The sequence below is a fragment of the Candidatus Zixiibacteriota bacterium genome (assembly GCA_019038695.1).
Taxonomy (GTDB): Bacteria; Zixibacteria; MSB-5A5; order GN15; family FEB-12; genus B120-G9.
The window spans coordinates 1-15,733 of sequence record JAHOYZ010000055.1 but is presented as its reverse complement, the minus strand read 5'-3'; the positions used below and the strand labels follow the sequence as shown (position 1 = coordinate 15,733).

Below are 15,733 nucleotides of genomic sequence, written 5' to 3'. Positions count from 1 at the left end.
TCTATAGTTTGTTATCGCAACATGCGACCCCATAGCATATAACACGTCACGTCTCAAGTATTACATTATCCCTATAAATCAAACGACCTTTCACTTGACCAGCCAGCCTGAGCCACCAACCCGGTCGTTTCGTCGGGTACATTTCGATCTTTTCTTACCTAAGGGAAACATGTTTCCACGTCAAATAAAGATTGACATGGTCCATGATGTATTGTATATATATAATGTTTCATGTGACCTCCCCCTGGTCGAGCCTGCTTGCCGGTCATATTTGATCGTATGGCAGGCTCTTTATTACCCACTTCAGGTTTTTACCCACTTCGGTCTGGCTATTTAGTCATACCCAGACTCTTGAGCAAGAAGGCGTAGTCAAAGGCGATCTCTTTGAGATAGTCGTATCGACCCGATGCCCCCCCATGACCTGCCCCCATGTTGGTTTTCAATAGCAGCATTTTGTCATCGGTCTTGGTGGCTCTGAGTTTCGCTGTCCATTTGGCCGGTTCCCAGTATTGAACGCGGGCATCATTTAACCCGGCCTGGATCAGTACATGCGGATACTCTCCGGCAACTACGTTGTCATACGGGGAATATGACTTCATATACTGGTAGTATTCAGCATCATTCGGATTGCCCCATTCTTCGTATTCTATCACAGTCAGGGGAATGGTCGGATCGAGCATAGTATTGATGACATCCACAAACGGTACATCGGCAATCGCGGTTGCGACCAGATCAGGACGCATGTTAATGACAGCCCCGATCAGCAGGCCACCGGCGCTTCCTCCCTGCATGCCCATCCTTTCATGGGAAGTAAATTTTTCGGCCACCAGATAATCAGCACACGCAATGAAGTCGGTGAAGGTGTTTTTTTTGTTGAGCAGTTTACCGTCCTCGTACCATTGACGCCCCATTTCGCCGCCACCACGAACATGAGCTTTGGCAAAGACAAAACCACGGTCGAGCAGGCTCAATCGCCGAGACCGAAAAGCGGGTTCCGTACTGAAGCCATAAGAACCGTAGCCATACAGCAACAGAGGATCGCTGCCATCACGTTTGATCCCCGAACGATAAACCAGAGAGATTGGAATCCGGGTCCCGTCTTCGGCAGTAGCAAAAACACGCCCCGTTCGGTAGTCGTTTGGATCGTATCCACCGAGGACTTCTTCCTGCTTCTTGAGGACTTTGTCGCGCGTGGTCATGTCATAATCAATGATCGATTCCGGCGTAATCAGAGACTGATAGGAATACCTCAGTACGCTTGAACTGAAATCAGGATTATCCTCGCCATAGACAACGTATACCGGCTCCGGGTGTTCAATAGCATGCGTCTCCCCTGTTTTCAGATCACGAACCATTATCTGTTTAAGTCCATTGATTCGGCCGTAAATTGCCAGGTGATTCTCGAAGACCTCTACCCGATCAATTTTGACCGTATCGCTGACGGCAATGACAGTCCTCCAGTGGCGCTTTCCGGGCTTCATTACTGGTGTTTTGACGAGTTTGAAATTCCTGGCATTATCGTTGGTCACGATGTAAAACCAATCGCCGTGATGGGCCATGTTGTATTCCATGCCTTGCTGGCGAGGATGTACAAGTCTAAGGTGACCTACCGGCTTGTCGGCGTCATAGAAGTGTATCTCGCTGGTGACCTGGCTTCCGAGGGTCAAGAGAATGTACTTCTCGCTTTTTGTTTTGCTGACCCCCAGATAGTAGGCCGGGTCCTGTTCATGGAACGCAAGTGCATCGCGGTCGGGGTGAGTACCCACTTCGTGCCGAAGAAGCTTGTAGGAACGATGAGTGCTGTCCTCGACAGAATAGAAGACGGTGTGGTTGTTGTTGGCCCAGACTGCCTCGCTGGTATTGGGAATCGCTTCTGGGTACGTTTCGCCGGTAGTCAGATTCTTGAAGAACAGCACATACTGTTCATTCCCTGTCGTGTCAATTGAATATGCCAGCCGGTCATGGTTGGGGCTGATTTCGTATATGCCAAGGTCAAGAAACGCTTTCCCTTCGGCCATCGCATTAAGGTCCAACAGAACTTCTTCGACAGCATCAAGAGACCCCTTTTTGCGACAGTAGGTCCGGTACTGTTTTCCTTCCTCGGTACGATAGTAGTAGTAGTAGCCGTCATCCAGTACCGGCACGCTCAGATCGGTTTCCTTGATTCGACTCACCATCTCGTTGTACAGCGTTGTTTGCAATTCGCTTGTCGAGGACATGACAGCATCGGTGTACGCGTTTTCAGCTTCGAGATAAGCCAGAACTGCCGAATCGCCCCGATCTCGCAACCAGAAATAGTTATCCACAAGAATATCGCCGTGGATCGTGTCCGTCTTGGGTTGGATATCAGCCACAGGAGGTGTGAGGATCCTGTCCGTCTTCTGGCCACAGGATACGAATGACACAATAACGATCAGGATAAGAAATGCGGAAAGAGGGATTCGATAGAACTTCATTGTCTATGTCTCCATACGAATGGGAGTCTTCCCAGTGCTTAGTTGTTTGACATACAAAATAGGGCGCCTTCGGTGCTTTGTCAGCAAATTGTATGGGTTATGGAGTAATAGCCCAGCCGGGCATTTCGGCGAGACTTATGTCGAAGGCGATCATTCCAACTATGAACATGTAGGTCGTGATAAGGACAATGCCGACCAGGTTGAGAATTATCCCACAGCGAATCATATCGGCCATACGAATCTGCCCAGTGCCAAAAACAATCGCGTTAGGTGGCGTGGCGACGGGTAACATGAAAGCGCATGAGGCAGACAGAGTAGCGGGGATCATCAGTAACAAAGGATTCACATTCATAGCGACACTAAGCGAACCAAGAATGGGCAGGATGATTTCGGTGGTGGCCGTGTTTGACGTCAACTCGGTAAGAAAAGTTATTGAGGTACAGATGGCCCCGACGATCAACGGTGTTGGAAACTGCTCCAGCCCAGCCAGAGCATCGCCAATCCAGAGTGATAGTCCCGACTCTTTGAAACCACTGGCCAGAGCGAAACCTCCCCCAAAGAGCAACACAATTCCCCAGTTCAGCTTTGAGGCTGTTTTCCAGTTCATCAGCCTCCCCCCCTCCTTAATCCTGGCTGGAATAACAAATAAGAGAGCAGCTATGGCTATGGCAATAGTACCGTCATCGATCATACCCGGCTCCGGCATTAATCCGGTCCAGCCTGGGAAGACAAACGAGCCAATGGTAATATCGCGACGGAACAGCCATAGCAGGGCCATGAGGCAGAACCCGATGAGCACGACTGTCTCTTCGTAGGATATTCTACCCAGCCGTGCCTGTTCATCCTTAAACACTTGCCGAGTCGCCCCCATACCCAAATTACGCGACACCGACAGGTGGGTAAGCACAAGCCAGGCGATAATCAGAAACAAGAGTGCCATTGGCAAAGCAAAAGCAAACCATGCCGCAAAGGAAATTTCGGGAGCCTGAGGAAAGTAGATCTGGAAAATCCGCGCAAAGGAAAGATTGGGTGGCGTTCCGATCAGAGTAGCCGTCCCACCTATGGAAGCGGCGTAGGCGATCCCGATGAGTAGTCCTACAGAGAAGCGAGCTACATCGGGGCCTTCGTACATCTCCTTGAGTTTGAAGATGATTGCCAGGGCAATCGGGACCATCATCATTGTAGTAGCTGTATTGGATATCCACATCGATAGAAAAAACGTGGCAACCATGAAACCGAGGATAATCCGGCGCGGAGAAGCCCCTATCAGCAGGATGACACGAAGCGCAATCCGGCGATGAAGGCCCCATTTTTCCATCGCCAGGGCCATAATGAAACCACCAATGAACAGGAAAATAATGTTATTGAAATATAGTGCTGCTACAGTCTTCCCCTTCATGATACCTAATAGTGGAAACAAAGCCACCGGCAGAAGAGCCGTCGCCGGAATCGGGATGGCCTCGGTAATCCACCAGATGGCCATCAGCAAAACGACCGCTGCCGTGAGTGTGACAACCGGTTCACCCGGTTGGAGATCGGCAAAGAGACACAGAAGCAGCGCCGCTAATGGACCCAGAAATAGTCCAAGCTTCTGTTTGCGACTGGTGGACATTGAGAGATGCTCCTATCCGATGCGTTCGCTTCAGTTGTAGTAGAATCAAGCTGTGATTATCCAATATTACAACCAAAAAACAAGATCAGGTGGAACCTCAACCCAGTCTGCTAAGACAGACGAACCAGCAGTCAAATATCAGAGAGTGTAGAAATTCGGGAATGTGTCGAAAAAGACACTACATGTGAACTTGTGGTGATGGGTTGGAGATCTGACTTGACAGCAAGGGAGAAGGTGACTATCTTAGAACGTCACGTGTTAGGAATACCATTACCCTGTCGCCTATGAACGACACCTGGAGTAATTGTTGAAGTACCATAGCTTATGGCTTGGCGCAGTTGTAGTTATCATTGCGTTAGGAGCCGCTTCCTCATCAGTATATACGAATACCGCCGATGCCCGATCAGGGGAATCTGAATCTCTTGGCCATCAATCGCAGCCATGGACGGTGTCTGATATGGATGGTCTGGTCGGTGACATAGGACTAACCTTCATACCTAACATGGGACAGTTCTCCGACCTTGTCAGGTTTCGGGCTGATGTCAATGAGGCCGTTGTCTGGTTCACTCAGAACGAAGTTTTCTATCACTTCATCCAACAGGTTCCGGTCTCAACTTCCGAGACCACGCTTCATCGTTACGGGTACGACTGGCCTGCGGGAATTGATAGCCTTACCTACCAATTAGTCCGGGTAACATTCGCCGAGGCGAATGAAAACCCGACTGTCTTCGGCCGCAATTCTACAGATGCCAACTTGAACTACTTCCTGGGAAGCAACCCGGATTACTGGTACCAGCGTGTTCCGACGTACCGGGAGGTGGTTTTTGAGAATATGTATGACGGAATCGATCTTGTTTATCGAGGTACCGGTGGCAATCTGGAATACGATTTTGAAGTAGCCGTCGGGGCTAATCCAGCAAATATCAAGATTGTGATTGGCGGGGCCGATCATACATACCTTGATGAAGACAACAATCTCGTAATCTCCACTCCGTTGGGTAGTATTAGCGAGAGTCGCCCAGTCGCCTATCAAACTGTAGACGGTATCAATCAGCCCGTCAGAGCAGAGTTTGTCGCTCTTGATGAACATACTTTCGGCTTCGCTCTTGCCGATGGGTTTGACACGGACCTGCCTCTTATTATCGACCCGGTAGTAGAATATAGCACTTTTCTCGGTGGAGCCTCTAACGATTACTGCCGGAGCGTTACTGTTCTTGAGGACGGCAGCCTCTTCGCGACCGGGTATCTCTCATCACCGGATTTCCCACTGGAAAATGCCTATGACAGCACCTATAACGGTGGTGCTCCGTCCGGGTATGATATATTTGTCACCCGGATATCGTCCTCAGGTGATTCGATTCTGTATAGCACTTATGTTGGGGGCACGACAGGAGACGAACGTGGCTTCGGTATTCGCGTGGATGAGCTCGGCAATGCCTATATCGCCGGCGTATCAGGGTCCACCGATTTTCCTACTCCTGGTGCTTTCCAGGCAGCTAATGCTGGCGGCGAAGACGCCGTGGTATTCAAGCTTTGCCCCACCGGCGACACCATTCTATTTGGCACCTACCTGGGCGGTTCTGAAAACGATGTGGCTTCCGGATTGGATATCGGTGCTGGCGGCACTGTCTATGTAACCGGCAAGACTTCGTCCTCCGATTTCCCGACAGTTGATCCGTATGACAACGGCCTGGATGGTACCAAAGATATTTTCGTGGCGCGTTTGGGAGGCGATGGTGATGTCCTTGAGTTTTCGACTTATCTCGGTGGGACCGATGCCGATGCCGGTCTTGCAGTGGCGGTAGGATCCGACGGGGACGCTTATATCACCGGCTATACCCTCTCTGATGATTTTCCGGTTAGCACTAGCTACGACACGAGCTATAACGGCGGGAGCTACATAGGCGATTGCTTTGTAGCTCGCCTTGATTCGGCCGGAGACACCATCATTTACAACTCCTATGTGGGTGGTTTGAGTGAAGAATCCGGTCTCTCTATAGCGCTCGATTCTGCCAACAACGCCTTTGTAACCGGTTATACATTTTCGGACGATTTCCCAACTCTAAATGCTGACGATGATACTTACAACGGCAACCTTGATGCCTTTGTTTTCAAGCTTGATTCATCCGGTGCTACTCTGTTCTACAGCACTTACGTCGGCGGTGCAAGCGACGAACTGGCAACCGGAATCAGTGTTGATCAGTATGGCAAGGCCTATATAACCGGCAATACCGAATCGGAGGATTTCCCCACAGCTGAGCCGTACGACGGCTCATATAATGGCTACGCCGATGTCTTCATAACCTGCTTATCCGAACCTGGAGATTCCCTGGTGTACAGCACCTTCGTTGGTGCTTCCTTGTTCGAATTCGGGTACGGCATAGTTGTGGATACCTCAGAAAACGCCTTTGTCGGAGGCTATACCAGCTCACCACAATTTCCTACGGTCAATCCTATTCAGGCGATGATACAAGGGGAATTTGATGTCCTGCTCCTGAGAATGGCTATCAGCGAATATATCTGCCAGGACTCTGATGATGACGGATATGGCGATCCCGGTCACCCTGAGAATGAATGTCCAGACGATAATTGCCCAACTGTTTATAATCCGGAGCAGATCGACACCGACTTGGACGGCGTTGGGGATAGCTGCGACAATTGCCCTGAACTCGCCAATTCGGATCAGGAAGATGCCGACGCTGACGGTATTGGTGACAGTTGCGACGTATGTACTGATACTGACGGTGATGGGTATGGTGACCCTGGATTTCCGTACAATACCTGTCCCGAGGATAATTGTCCGTCAATTTTCAATTCCAATCAGGAAGATACCGACAGCGATGGAGTTGGGGATAGCTGCGACGTCTGTACCGATCTTGATGGGGACGGGTTTGGCGACCCAGGATTCCCATTCAATACCTGTAGTTTAGACAACTGCCCCGATTCCGCTAATCCCTCCCAGGCTGATTCCGATGGCGACGGACTGGGCGACGCCTGTGAAAACTGTCCCTCAGTATACAACCCCAGCCAGGAGGATTTCGACTTCGATGGTGTGGGGGATTCCTGTGATACCTGTACCGATATTGATGGGGACGGATTTGGCAATCCAGGCTTCCCGGCCAACACCTGTGAGGATGATAACTGCCCCTTTGCCCACAATCCGCTCCAGGTCGATTCTGACAGCAACGGGATCGGTGATCTCTGTGATTCCGGTTGCTGCGTGGCTCCGATCCGTGGGAATCTGGATGGCGACGAAAACGAGGATGTCAATATTGCAGATCTGACCCTCCTTGTCGCCTACCTCTTCACCGGAGGACCACCTCCATTGTGTCCAGAGGAAGGCAATGTCGACGGCGACTTGTCCGAGGTCATAGTCATTTCCGATCTTACGTATCTGGTCTCCTACCTGTTCACCAGTGGCCCGGACCCGGCAGCCTGCCCATAAAGATCAGTGCTGACTCATACTTTCCACCACCAGAATTAGCAACACATCTGCCCCAGAAGAAAAACCAGCACTATAGGGATACCTGATAGTGCATTATGCCTCTTCAATCATACTGAGTGGCAATTTGAACCTCGTGCCTTTGAATCAATCCTGCGAAAGTGGACCAAGTCTCGGATTAATGCGACTCAAGGCACCACTATACACGTGGAATGAGAGCTTAGGCGTCGGCGAGAATAATGGCTGAACCCACACTACGAAAAACGCCTCACCAACCGTCTCAAACCGATTGACAATAAAGACGGATTGGCATAGATTGCAGGTTCTGATTTACAGAGTAGCATCGCCGTCCTCGGCCATGCAGCTTGGAAAAGTTAACGATTTCGGAGGACATTCGGTGAAGGATTATTCAACTGACAAGATTCGCAATCTTTGCCTGGCGGGCCAGCGCGGCTGTGGTAAGACCAGCGTGGCTGATGCGGTCGCCTTTGTGACCGGTCTTAACAATCGTGTCGGATCGGTTGACACCGGTTCCTCTTTCCTCGACTACACGGATATGGAGATGTCCCGAAGGACGTCAATCACGACAAAGCTGATGGCTTGTCCGTGGAAAGACATAAAGTTCAACTTCTTTGATTGCCCCGGGCACTCAGATTTCATTGGCGAGTTAGTCAGTACTGCGAAAGTTACAGATGCTGTTGGTTTTGTTATTAATGCTCCTGCCAAGGTTGAGGTAGGCACCCAGCTACAATGGAAAGCTCTGACTCCCTTCCGGATAACTCGCTTCTTTTTTGTCAATAAGATGGACATGGAGAATATCGATTGGCCTGCGACCGTAACCTCAATCCAGACAGCTTTTGGACAGCAAGCCGTACCGATCCAGCTACCAATTGGGCAGGGTGATTCCTTCAAGGGGATTGTCGATGTCGTTTCCGCAAAGGCTTACGAATTTGGTGACGACGGCAAAGCCAAAGAAATTGATATTCCTGACGACATGAAGGATGCCGCTGAGACAGCCCGCAAGAATCTCCTCGAAGTAGCTGCCGAAGCCAATGACTCTCTAACTGAGAAATACCTCGAAGATGACACCCTCAGCGATGCCGATTTCCTGAGTGGACTAAGTCTTGGCATTCAGCAGGGAACGATGTTCCCTATCCTGTTTGGTTCTGCCGCACAGAATATCGGGATTGTCACATTGCTTGATTTTGTGACGTCTTATCTGCCATCTCCTGATATCACATCCACTTTCAAGGCTGGCAAGGATGATGATGGGGAAGTCGAGGAGATGTCCTGTGATCCCAATGGGCAGCCGATGGCTTATATTTTCAAGATGGCTTCAGAGGGACACCTTGGTGAACTTGCATATTTTCGCCTGTTCTCCGGCTCACTTTCGGCCGGAACTGAGCTTTCAAATGTACAGACCGGCTCGACCGAACGGGCGACGCAGATCTACACCATGCAGGGGAAGAATCGCTCCGATCTGAGTTCTGTAGCCTGCGGAGACATCGGTGTTCTGGCCAAGCTCAAAGACTCGCATCCGACCAATACGCTGGTCGGCGGTAAGATGGACCTGTTCGTACCTCCGGTAGAATACCCCAACCCGGTTATGGATGTAGCAGTATGTGCCAAATCCAAAGGTGACGACGACAAGGTGGCCAGTGGGTTGCACAAGCTAAATGACGAGGACCCGACGTTCCGTCTGATAGCTGATCCGGCCCTCAAGCAGTTGGTCCTGTGGGGTCAGGGTTCCACCCACATAGAGGTGCTTCATGAGAAGCTAAAGACTCGATTTGGTGTGGAAATTGCGATGGCCAAGCCGAGGATTCCCTACCGTGAGACGATCAAGGGCAAGTGCGAGACCAAGTACCGTCACAAAAAACAATCAGGCGGACGAGGTCAGTTCGGCGACGTGCATATTCGCTTGGAACCCAATACGCGTAGTGGCGGATTCGAGTTTATTGATGCCATCAAAGGCGGTGTCATCCCTTCCAAGTTTATCCCTGCCGTTGAGAAGGGGATTGTTGAACAGATGACAAACGGAGGCCTGGCTGGATCGCAGGTAGTAGATGTAAAAGTAACTCTTTTTTATGGTTCCTACCATGAAGTCGATTCATCGGACATGGCTTTCAAGATTGCCGGCCTGATGGCCTTCAAACAGGGCTTCATGGAAGCCAAACCGGTCCTGCTGGAGCCAGTTTACAAAGTGGAAGTCCTGGTTCCGTCAGAATATGCCGGCGATGTAATGGGCGACATGTCATCTCGTCGAGGTAAAATTGTGGGTATGGATCCCGATGGCAGTTATCAACGTATCAGAGTTACAGTTCCGCAGGCGGAATTGTATCAGTACTCGGTGGATCTGCGTTCGATGACTCAGGGACAAGGTGTATACACAATGGAGTTCTCCCACTATGAAGACGTTCCCCACGAGGCTGCTCAGAAGGTAATCGATGAGGCCAAAGCGCTGGCGGAAGCTAACGACTAAATCACAAGAAAACGAATTCAATTGCGGCCCGCAGCCTATCGGTTTGCGGGCCGTTTTATTGCCGGCACGAAATCAGGTGCTATCCTCCCGTCAATTTGTTATTGACAACTGCCCATACGAGCAGTATGTGTATAGTATGGAAGCGCGGATGATAAATAGACCGATGACACCGCAAGGAACACCAGGGAGTCAGGAATGAAAAAGTCGCTGACCGATCGCCAGCGAGCGATCCTCGAATTCATCAAGCAGGTGATAACGGCTCACGGTCACCCTCCAACGGTGCGTGAGATAGGAGCGAAGTTCGGCATCACTTCGACCAACGGAGTCCGGACACACCTTAGTGCGCTGATCAGAAAAGGCTACCTTAGGAAGAATAGTTTCATCTCCAGGGGACTTGAATTGGTTCAGCCGGTGATGTCTGAGGTCGGTCGGATACCTGTGGTGGGAACGGTTCCGGCCGGTGTTCCTATCGACGCCATTGAGAATACCGAGGGTGAGATAGCCCTGGATCTTTCATTTCTGCCAAAGGGGGACTCGTTCTCGCTGAGAGTTATTGGAGACTCGATGAGAGATGCCGGCATTTTGGATGGTGATCTGGTACTAGTGAAGAAACAAGCTGTCGCTCAGAAGGGGGACATTGTGGTCGCTATCATAGGTGGTGAGGCGACAGTTAAACGCTATTTCCCGGAAGGTCATCGCATTCGTCTGCAACCTGAGAACAAGGATTTCGACCCAATTATTGTAACCAAGCGCTCGGGTGATTTCCGAATTGCAGGAAAGGTTGTGGGACTCCTAAGGAAAGTGGACTGAATCGCACTCTGCCCGCTATGGAACCTTGATCAAGTTATCGTCCCTTTGATCGCTGGCGAACAGCCTCAAACAAGCACACTCCAGTGGCTACTGATACATTAAGACATTCGACTTTACCCGCCATTGGCAATCTTACCAGAAAATCACAGCGTTCCGCAGTCAGACGACGCAGACCTTTGCCTTCGGCACCCATGACCAGAGCGATCGGCCCTTTCAGGTCCGTTTCGTAGAGTGTCTGAGTGCCCTGATCCGAGGTTCCCACCAGCCAGACCCCAAGCTTTTGCAATTGTTTGAGCACTCGGGCCAGATTCGTTACTTGCACAAAAGGAACCGTCTCGGCCCCTCCGCAAGCGATGTGTACGACGGTGTCGGTTAGTCCCACGGCACGATCTTTGGGGACGATGACGGCATGAACTCCGGCCGCATCGGCAGTACGAAGACAGGCTCCCAAATTGTGAGGGTCCTGAACATTGTCCAGAATCAGCAAGAAAGTATCATCAGAAAGTCCCTCAATGATTCCAAACAGATCATTCTCATTCAGGGCTTTGAGGTCAGCCTTGTAATCGGAATGTGTGTGCCGACGAATACGCGGTGATTTCTTGTTTCGATCCATGGGAGCCATGCTATCCTTTATGTTGATAGGTTATGTCCGAGTCGTCGACGATACTGACATGCGTCTCCCCCGGCCAAGCTTATTAACAGGTGTTCACTCAACGGCCATCTCCCTCACTTAACATGGATAATATTCTTTTGCAACCAGGGTCGCAAGGTTGTTGTAGAGGGACGTAATCGATCAGTCGAACCGGTTAAAACGGAATCAATCTATGGATTGGATAGATATTATCACCAGATGGCATAGCGGCGGACGCAAGGCCCGCCGCTACGTAAAAATAAGAATCTTATAGACTACTTATGGTCGTGACCGGTGTGATCGCCCTTGTCACCTTCCACGGCCTCTTCCTTGGTCTCTTCCACGACCTCTTCCTTGGTCTCTTCCACGGTCTCTTCTACGACCTCCATCATGACCGCCATCTCCTTGACAGTCCGCTTGGCAATTTCCTGCAGCTTGACAACGGTTTCAGGGTTGTCGGAAGTCATAAGGGTAACCTGACCGTTGGAGAGCTTGATGCTCTCCATCTTAACTGTCTCGTCCATGACCGCCACACTAGCCTGACACAGGCCGCATAGCTTCATCTCTTCACCCGCCTTCATGGCCTCCCACTGGGCCATCATGTCGGCGTTGCAGGCATTGTAAACCTCCTCAAAACCCTCCGCATAGGTACTAATTGAGATACTGCCATTGGCAATTGGTTGCATTTCCCAGTGAACATTTTCCATAAAGCCTTCGTGCTGGGTGATCGGTTTGCACAGGTCACAATTGTGAAGATCCAGCCATGGGGCTTCTTCCCCGGCCATCAACATCGCTCCGGCAAAGAGAAGCACCGCCGCGATACTTAGTGTGATAAGTTTTCGCATTCCTCATTCCTCCTCATTGAAAAGCAGATTCGTCGAGGAACACCGGCGGGAGTCCCTCGCGCTACAGATTTATGCTCTTTGTAAAGGTAATGCCTGGTGGTTCTGCTGCGCAATCACAAAGTTGGGGTGAAGGTAACGCAGTCTACCACACACAGCATGCTGCTGAGCTACGAATATGACCCCTCAGAACTGATCCAACATAGCAAACATAGCGCCGCCAGCCATCAAGACGGAGAGGCCTACAACGGCCAACACGATGAGCATAAGAATGCCGTTGATGGTAAAGTAGGTTTTGATCTTCCGTAGCGATTCCAGCAGCACCATCTTATCACCACTGATTTGAGCAGCCTCCACTAAGCTGGCCGACTTGAATAGTAGAATGCCTAACCAGATCGGCAACCAGCAGATCAGAATACCGACAATCGTAAAGATTGCCACCACACCATTGAGAATCAGGACTACTCCGAGTAGCTTCATCCACCCTTTGGCCTCGTAAATGGGCAGGCTCAACTGTTGGACCAATTCTTTCTCTTCCATGATCATTTTCCTCCCAATATGATTGCGTGCCTTCGCGACGGAAGGCAGACCTCCCTGCCCGCCAACCGTACATAAATATTACCTAACACACACAGGGCTTGTCTGTCGACAAAAATAAATAGCACCGAAAGAGTCTGGTCAATCTCGCGGAAGTTCGTAATAAAACTTAGCTGCAGTACATTGTTCGTAGGCATCAGATAACAACTCACCCTCGACGCCGACATTGTCGTAAGGATGTTCACTGATGTGGATCACTGGTTTCCAATCGGGCTTGATTAGGCTCTCAGTGAACGCCGACGTCAGACCGGCCACCAGTGCTTGCTTGGTTTTCCTCGTCACGCGCGGACAGTAAAGCAGTAGATGGAGATAAGGCCGACCTGCTTTGCCATCCCAGACTTGACCAGCAGTGGCCGCGTTTCCGACCTCGTACTCACAGAACCGAATGCCAAAGATGTCACGGCCAAAGCTTGTGGCTTCGTCAAAAGCATCGGTAAGATTGGTAGCCAGAGTTTGTTTGATGGCGACATCGACTGCGGGCATTGTTACTTCAAGACATGGCATTTTGGTTTCCTCTCGTTAAGATCACGGCAGACGACAATGTCTGCCGTGTACAATACACAAGCAACCAATTATCCAGTCAGAGTAATCAGGGCTACAACGGCACTGGTGGGATCCTGAATGATACAGAAGCGTCCTATAGTCGGGATATCCGTCGGAACCTGGAGGATTGTACCACCGAGTTCCTTGGCTTTCGCGGCTGCCGCATCGACATCATCTACCGTTATGTAGGCCAGCCAATGCGACGGAACCTCGGCGGGAACGTCAGGTGGCATTGCCATCATTCCGCCGGCGTTCTTGTCCCCTGCATTTAGCATAGAATATTTCATGCCGGGCATACCGCTATCGACGATTTTCCAGCCGAGCAGCTCGGTGTAAAATTTCGCGGCACCTTCGTCATCACGAGTCACCAGTTCGTTCCAGCAGAAAGTTCCGTGGGTGGATTTTTCATCGGACATACCAAATCTCCTTTAACATGAATTAGTTTTCGGCGAGGCCGCCCCGAACGCACGCCAGGATATCTAATTATGTACTTAATACGAAACTGGACCGCCGATGTCCATCACATTCTGGGGAGATCATACCCCCTCAACTTAAACTTCGATAGTTCTACCAACCAGTCACCGAGCCAAGAGGTCATCTCTTAGAATACTTTAGATCCAATATCTGTAAAATATGCCGCGAGTACCATTGCTACCAGGGCCACTACGCCGATCACACCCCAAGCCACGCGCCCGGTTCCTTGAGAGCTTGTCTGCTGATCCATCTGATCCATCCTTTCACTGGTTTGCCTCACTGAATTAGACGGACAAACGCTGACGAAAGTTGCAGAGGTAATATCTGCTTACAATGAGTCTCTCACCCAGGCAAGAAATGTTGATTAGCGTTACCATGAGCGGAGTCAAAGCAGGCCTTGCCTGTCCTTTTATAGGTACCAGAAATAAATTTGTCATGCCGGACTTGATCCGGCATCCAGTCCTGTAGTCTCGTAGGTCGGGTCCGACCTACTGACCTGGGGTATATAAGTTTACACATCCCATAGCAAGACTATAGGGAACCTGTGAATCTAAGCTACGATCGCCAAACCTGGCGCCTATTTAGCTTCGTCAAGATCGCCGATGGAATACTGGATACAGTCGTTCTGCCACGTTCCCGTCATCGGCAACACTACATCCTCCGGTGACAGAGAGTAGTCCCCGAATACACCCTTTAACGTTCCCTGGCGACCGTCGACCAGATACTGGAACCGTCCACGGAAGACACCGTGACTGACACCACACACAGGGCACATCCGAAGGTCGTCGTAATACCAAATACCCCTGACTTCGGCGATTACTTCGTCAGTAACATAACCGGAGAGCGACCCGGAGAAGAGCTGTTGTCCATCGTTCTCGGTCCTCCAGATGCCACTAAGATAACCGAGCGGAGTGGAGTTGTCATCCAGCCACAGAGCGTAGAAATAGCCGTCGGTGCTCCAGAGTTGTTCTTTGACCCATTCGCCGGAGATCAATCCCTGGGGACAATCCTGCGGCCAGATCTTGCGCGAGTGAACCGCAACGGCGTTGATGTTATCGACTGGATAGAACGCGAAAAGGTGCTCCAACTCATCGAAGGCAAACTCGAGCGCCAAAGGGGAAGTATCATAATGCAAAGTCGGTGGAACGATATACACGACACCACGCTTGAGGAAAACCAGAAAGCTGATGCCGTCGAAGTCTCCGGTCGTATGGGAAACCCATTCAGCTGTGTATGGCAGGTTGTCAGTCACGAGGGAATCTTCGCCCGGTTCGAAATCAATGGTGATACGTGGGGTTACAATGGCCTCGCCATTCACCCACAGTGAACCCGACCAATCCGTAGGGACGATGTCCAAGGCGGAAAGGTTGAACAGATGTCCCCACAGGAAAGTGACGGCATAGATATCGTAGTCGCACGTATTCAGATCAGGATCATTGGCCACAATGTCTGCGATCAACTCATACTCGGAACTATCCGTGGGTAGATCATAGTCGTCCATAAGCTTGTGGACGGTCGGCGGCATTGATTCCGGGTCAACCGTCGTGTCCTGTGAAATAACAGACGAACCCGTGTTCTGGCTGCATCCGGTCAAGGTCAGTATCAGCCCCAGTAAGAGAATGGCGTAGAACCTGTTCATATGATCCTCCGATCCTTGATTCTTTATATGCAACTGACCGAACCGGGGCTTTGGCCGGGATGCGAGTACCGCGAGTCAGTATTGACTGCACTTCAATCTACATCGTGGGTCAAACCAACACAAGTCAAATCCGCAAGAGGTATCAGCCAGGGTAATGTCAAGAGTTGTGTGTAAAAGTGTGTATCCATATTATTCATGCTGCTTT

At 50.6% G+C, this 15,733-nt stretch carries 11 protein-coding genes; 3 read left to right on the top strand and 8 right to left on the bottom strand.

All coding sequences use genetic code 11. The features are described from left to right. Positions 1 to 329: 329 nt before the first annotated feature. Positions 330 to 2,456, bottom strand: coding sequence for a S9 family peptidase (locus KOO62_13540; GenBank protein MBU8935004.1), 2,127 nt, complete (start codon positions 2,454 to 2,456; stop codon positions 330 to 332). Between the two features lie 97 nt (positions 2,457 to 2,553). After that, entirely contained in the window at positions 2,554 to 4,068 is a 1,515-nt protein-coding gene (locus KOO62_13535; protein MBU8935003.1) for an SLC13 family permease, read from the bottom strand. Positions 4,069 to 4,375: 307 nt separating this feature from the next. Between KOO62_13535 and KOO62_13530 the strand changes: the two genes are divergently transcribed. From KOO62_13530 to lexA, 3 genes are all read left to right on the top strand, one after another. Further along, the gene (locus tag KOO62_13530) at positions 4,376 to 7,513 is read left to right on the top strand and encodes an SBBP repeat-containing protein (protein ID MBU8935002.1); all 3,138 of its coding nucleotides are present in this window, start codon (positions 4,376 to 4,378) and stop codon (positions 7,511 to 7,513) included. Positions 7,514 to 7,907: 394 nt separating this feature from the next. Then, positions 7,908 to 9,992, top strand: a complete 2,085-nt coding sequence (locus tag KOO62_13525; protein MBU8935001.1) for an elongation factor G — start codon at positions 7,908 to 7,910, stop codon at positions 9,990 to 9,992. A gap of 195 nt (positions 9,993 to 10,187) precedes the next feature. Beyond that, complete coding sequence (gene lexA, locus KOO62_13520; protein ID MBU8935000.1) at positions 10,188 to 10,802, top strand: transcriptional repressor LexA; 615 nt, start codon at positions 10,188 to 10,190, stop codon at positions 10,800 to 10,802. A gap of 34 nt (positions 10,803 to 10,836) precedes the next feature. On the opposite strand, the gene rlmB is transcribed toward lexA, so the two are convergent. The 6 genes from rlmB to KOO62_13490 all read right to left on the bottom strand — a co-directional run bounded on the left by rlmB (position 10,837) and on the right by KOO62_13490 (position 15,528). Continuing rightward, on the bottom strand, positions 10,837 to 11,424 hold the full coding sequence (gene rlmB / locus KOO62_13515) for a 23S rRNA (guanosine(2251)-2'-O)-methyltransferase RlmB (GenBank protein MBU8934999.1): 588 nt from the start codon (positions 11,422 to 11,424) through the stop codon (positions 10,837 to 10,839). Between the two features lie 284 nt (positions 11,425 to 11,708). Then, the gene (locus KOO62_13510) at positions 11,709 to 12,278 is read right to left on the bottom strand and encodes a hypothetical protein (GenBank protein MBU8934998.1); all 570 of its coding nucleotides are present in this window, start codon (positions 12,276 to 12,278) and stop codon (positions 11,709 to 11,711) included. A gap of 183 nt (positions 12,279 to 12,461) precedes the next feature. After that, entirely contained in the window at positions 12,462 to 12,815 is a 354-nt protein-coding gene (locus tag KOO62_13505) for a DUF5362 domain-containing protein (GenBank protein ID MBU8934997.1), read from the bottom strand. A gap of 138 nt (positions 12,816 to 12,953) precedes the next feature. Then, positions 12,954 to 13,376, bottom strand: coding sequence for a tautomerase family protein (locus tag KOO62_13500; GenBank protein ID MBU8934996.1), 423 nt, complete (start codon positions 13,374 to 13,376; stop codon positions 12,954 to 12,956). A gap of 68 nt (positions 13,377 to 13,444) precedes the next feature. Continuing rightward, positions 13,445 to 13,831, bottom strand: coding sequence for a VOC family protein (locus KOO62_13495; protein MBU8934995.1), 387 nt, complete (start codon positions 13,829 to 13,831; stop codon positions 13,445 to 13,447). Positions 13,832 to 14,466: 635 nt separating this feature from the next. Next, a complete protein-coding gene (locus KOO62_13490; protein ID MBU8934994.1) occupies positions 14,467 to 15,528 on the bottom strand; it encodes a hypothetical protein in 1,062 nt (353 codons plus the stop codon). Between the last annotated feature and the right edge of the window lie 205 nt (positions 15,529 to 15,733).

Bases quoted from the DNA above. Each gene is read 5' to 3' on its own strand.
- lexA (MBU8935000.1), top strand. From the start codon at position 10,188: ATGAAAAAGTCGCTGACCGATCGCCAGCGAGCGATCCTCGAATTCATC.
- KOO62_13510 (MBU8934998.1), bottom strand. From the start codon at position 12,278: ATGCGAAAACTTATCACACTAAGTATCGCGGCGGTGCTTCTCTTTGCC.
- rlmB (MBU8934999.1), bottom strand. From the start codon at position 11,424: ATGGCTCCCATGGATCGAAACAAGAAATCACCGCGTATTCGTCGGCAC.
- KOO62_13505 (MBU8934997.1), bottom strand. From the start codon at position 12,815: ATGGAAGAGAAAGAATTGGTCCAACAGTTGAGCCTGCCCATTTACGAG.
- KOO62_13540 (MBU8935004.1), bottom strand. From the start codon at position 2,456: ATGAAGTTCTATCGAATCCCTCTTTCCGCATTTCTTATCCTGATCGTT.
- KOO62_13535 (MBU8935003.1), bottom strand. From the start codon at position 4,068: ATGTCCACCAGTCGCAAACAGAAGCTTGGACTATTTCTGGGTCCATTA.
- KOO62_13495 (MBU8934995.1), bottom strand. From the start codon at position 13,831: ATGTCCGATGAAAAATCCACCCACGGAACTTTCTGCTGGAACGAACTG.
- KOO62_13490 (MBU8934994.1), bottom strand. From the start codon at position 15,528: ATGAACAGGTTCTACGCCATTCTCTTACTGGGGCTGATACTGACCTTG.
- KOO62_13500 (MBU8934996.1), bottom strand. From the start codon at position 13,376: ATGCCATGTCTTGAAGTAACAATGCCCGCAGTCGATGTCGCCATCAAA.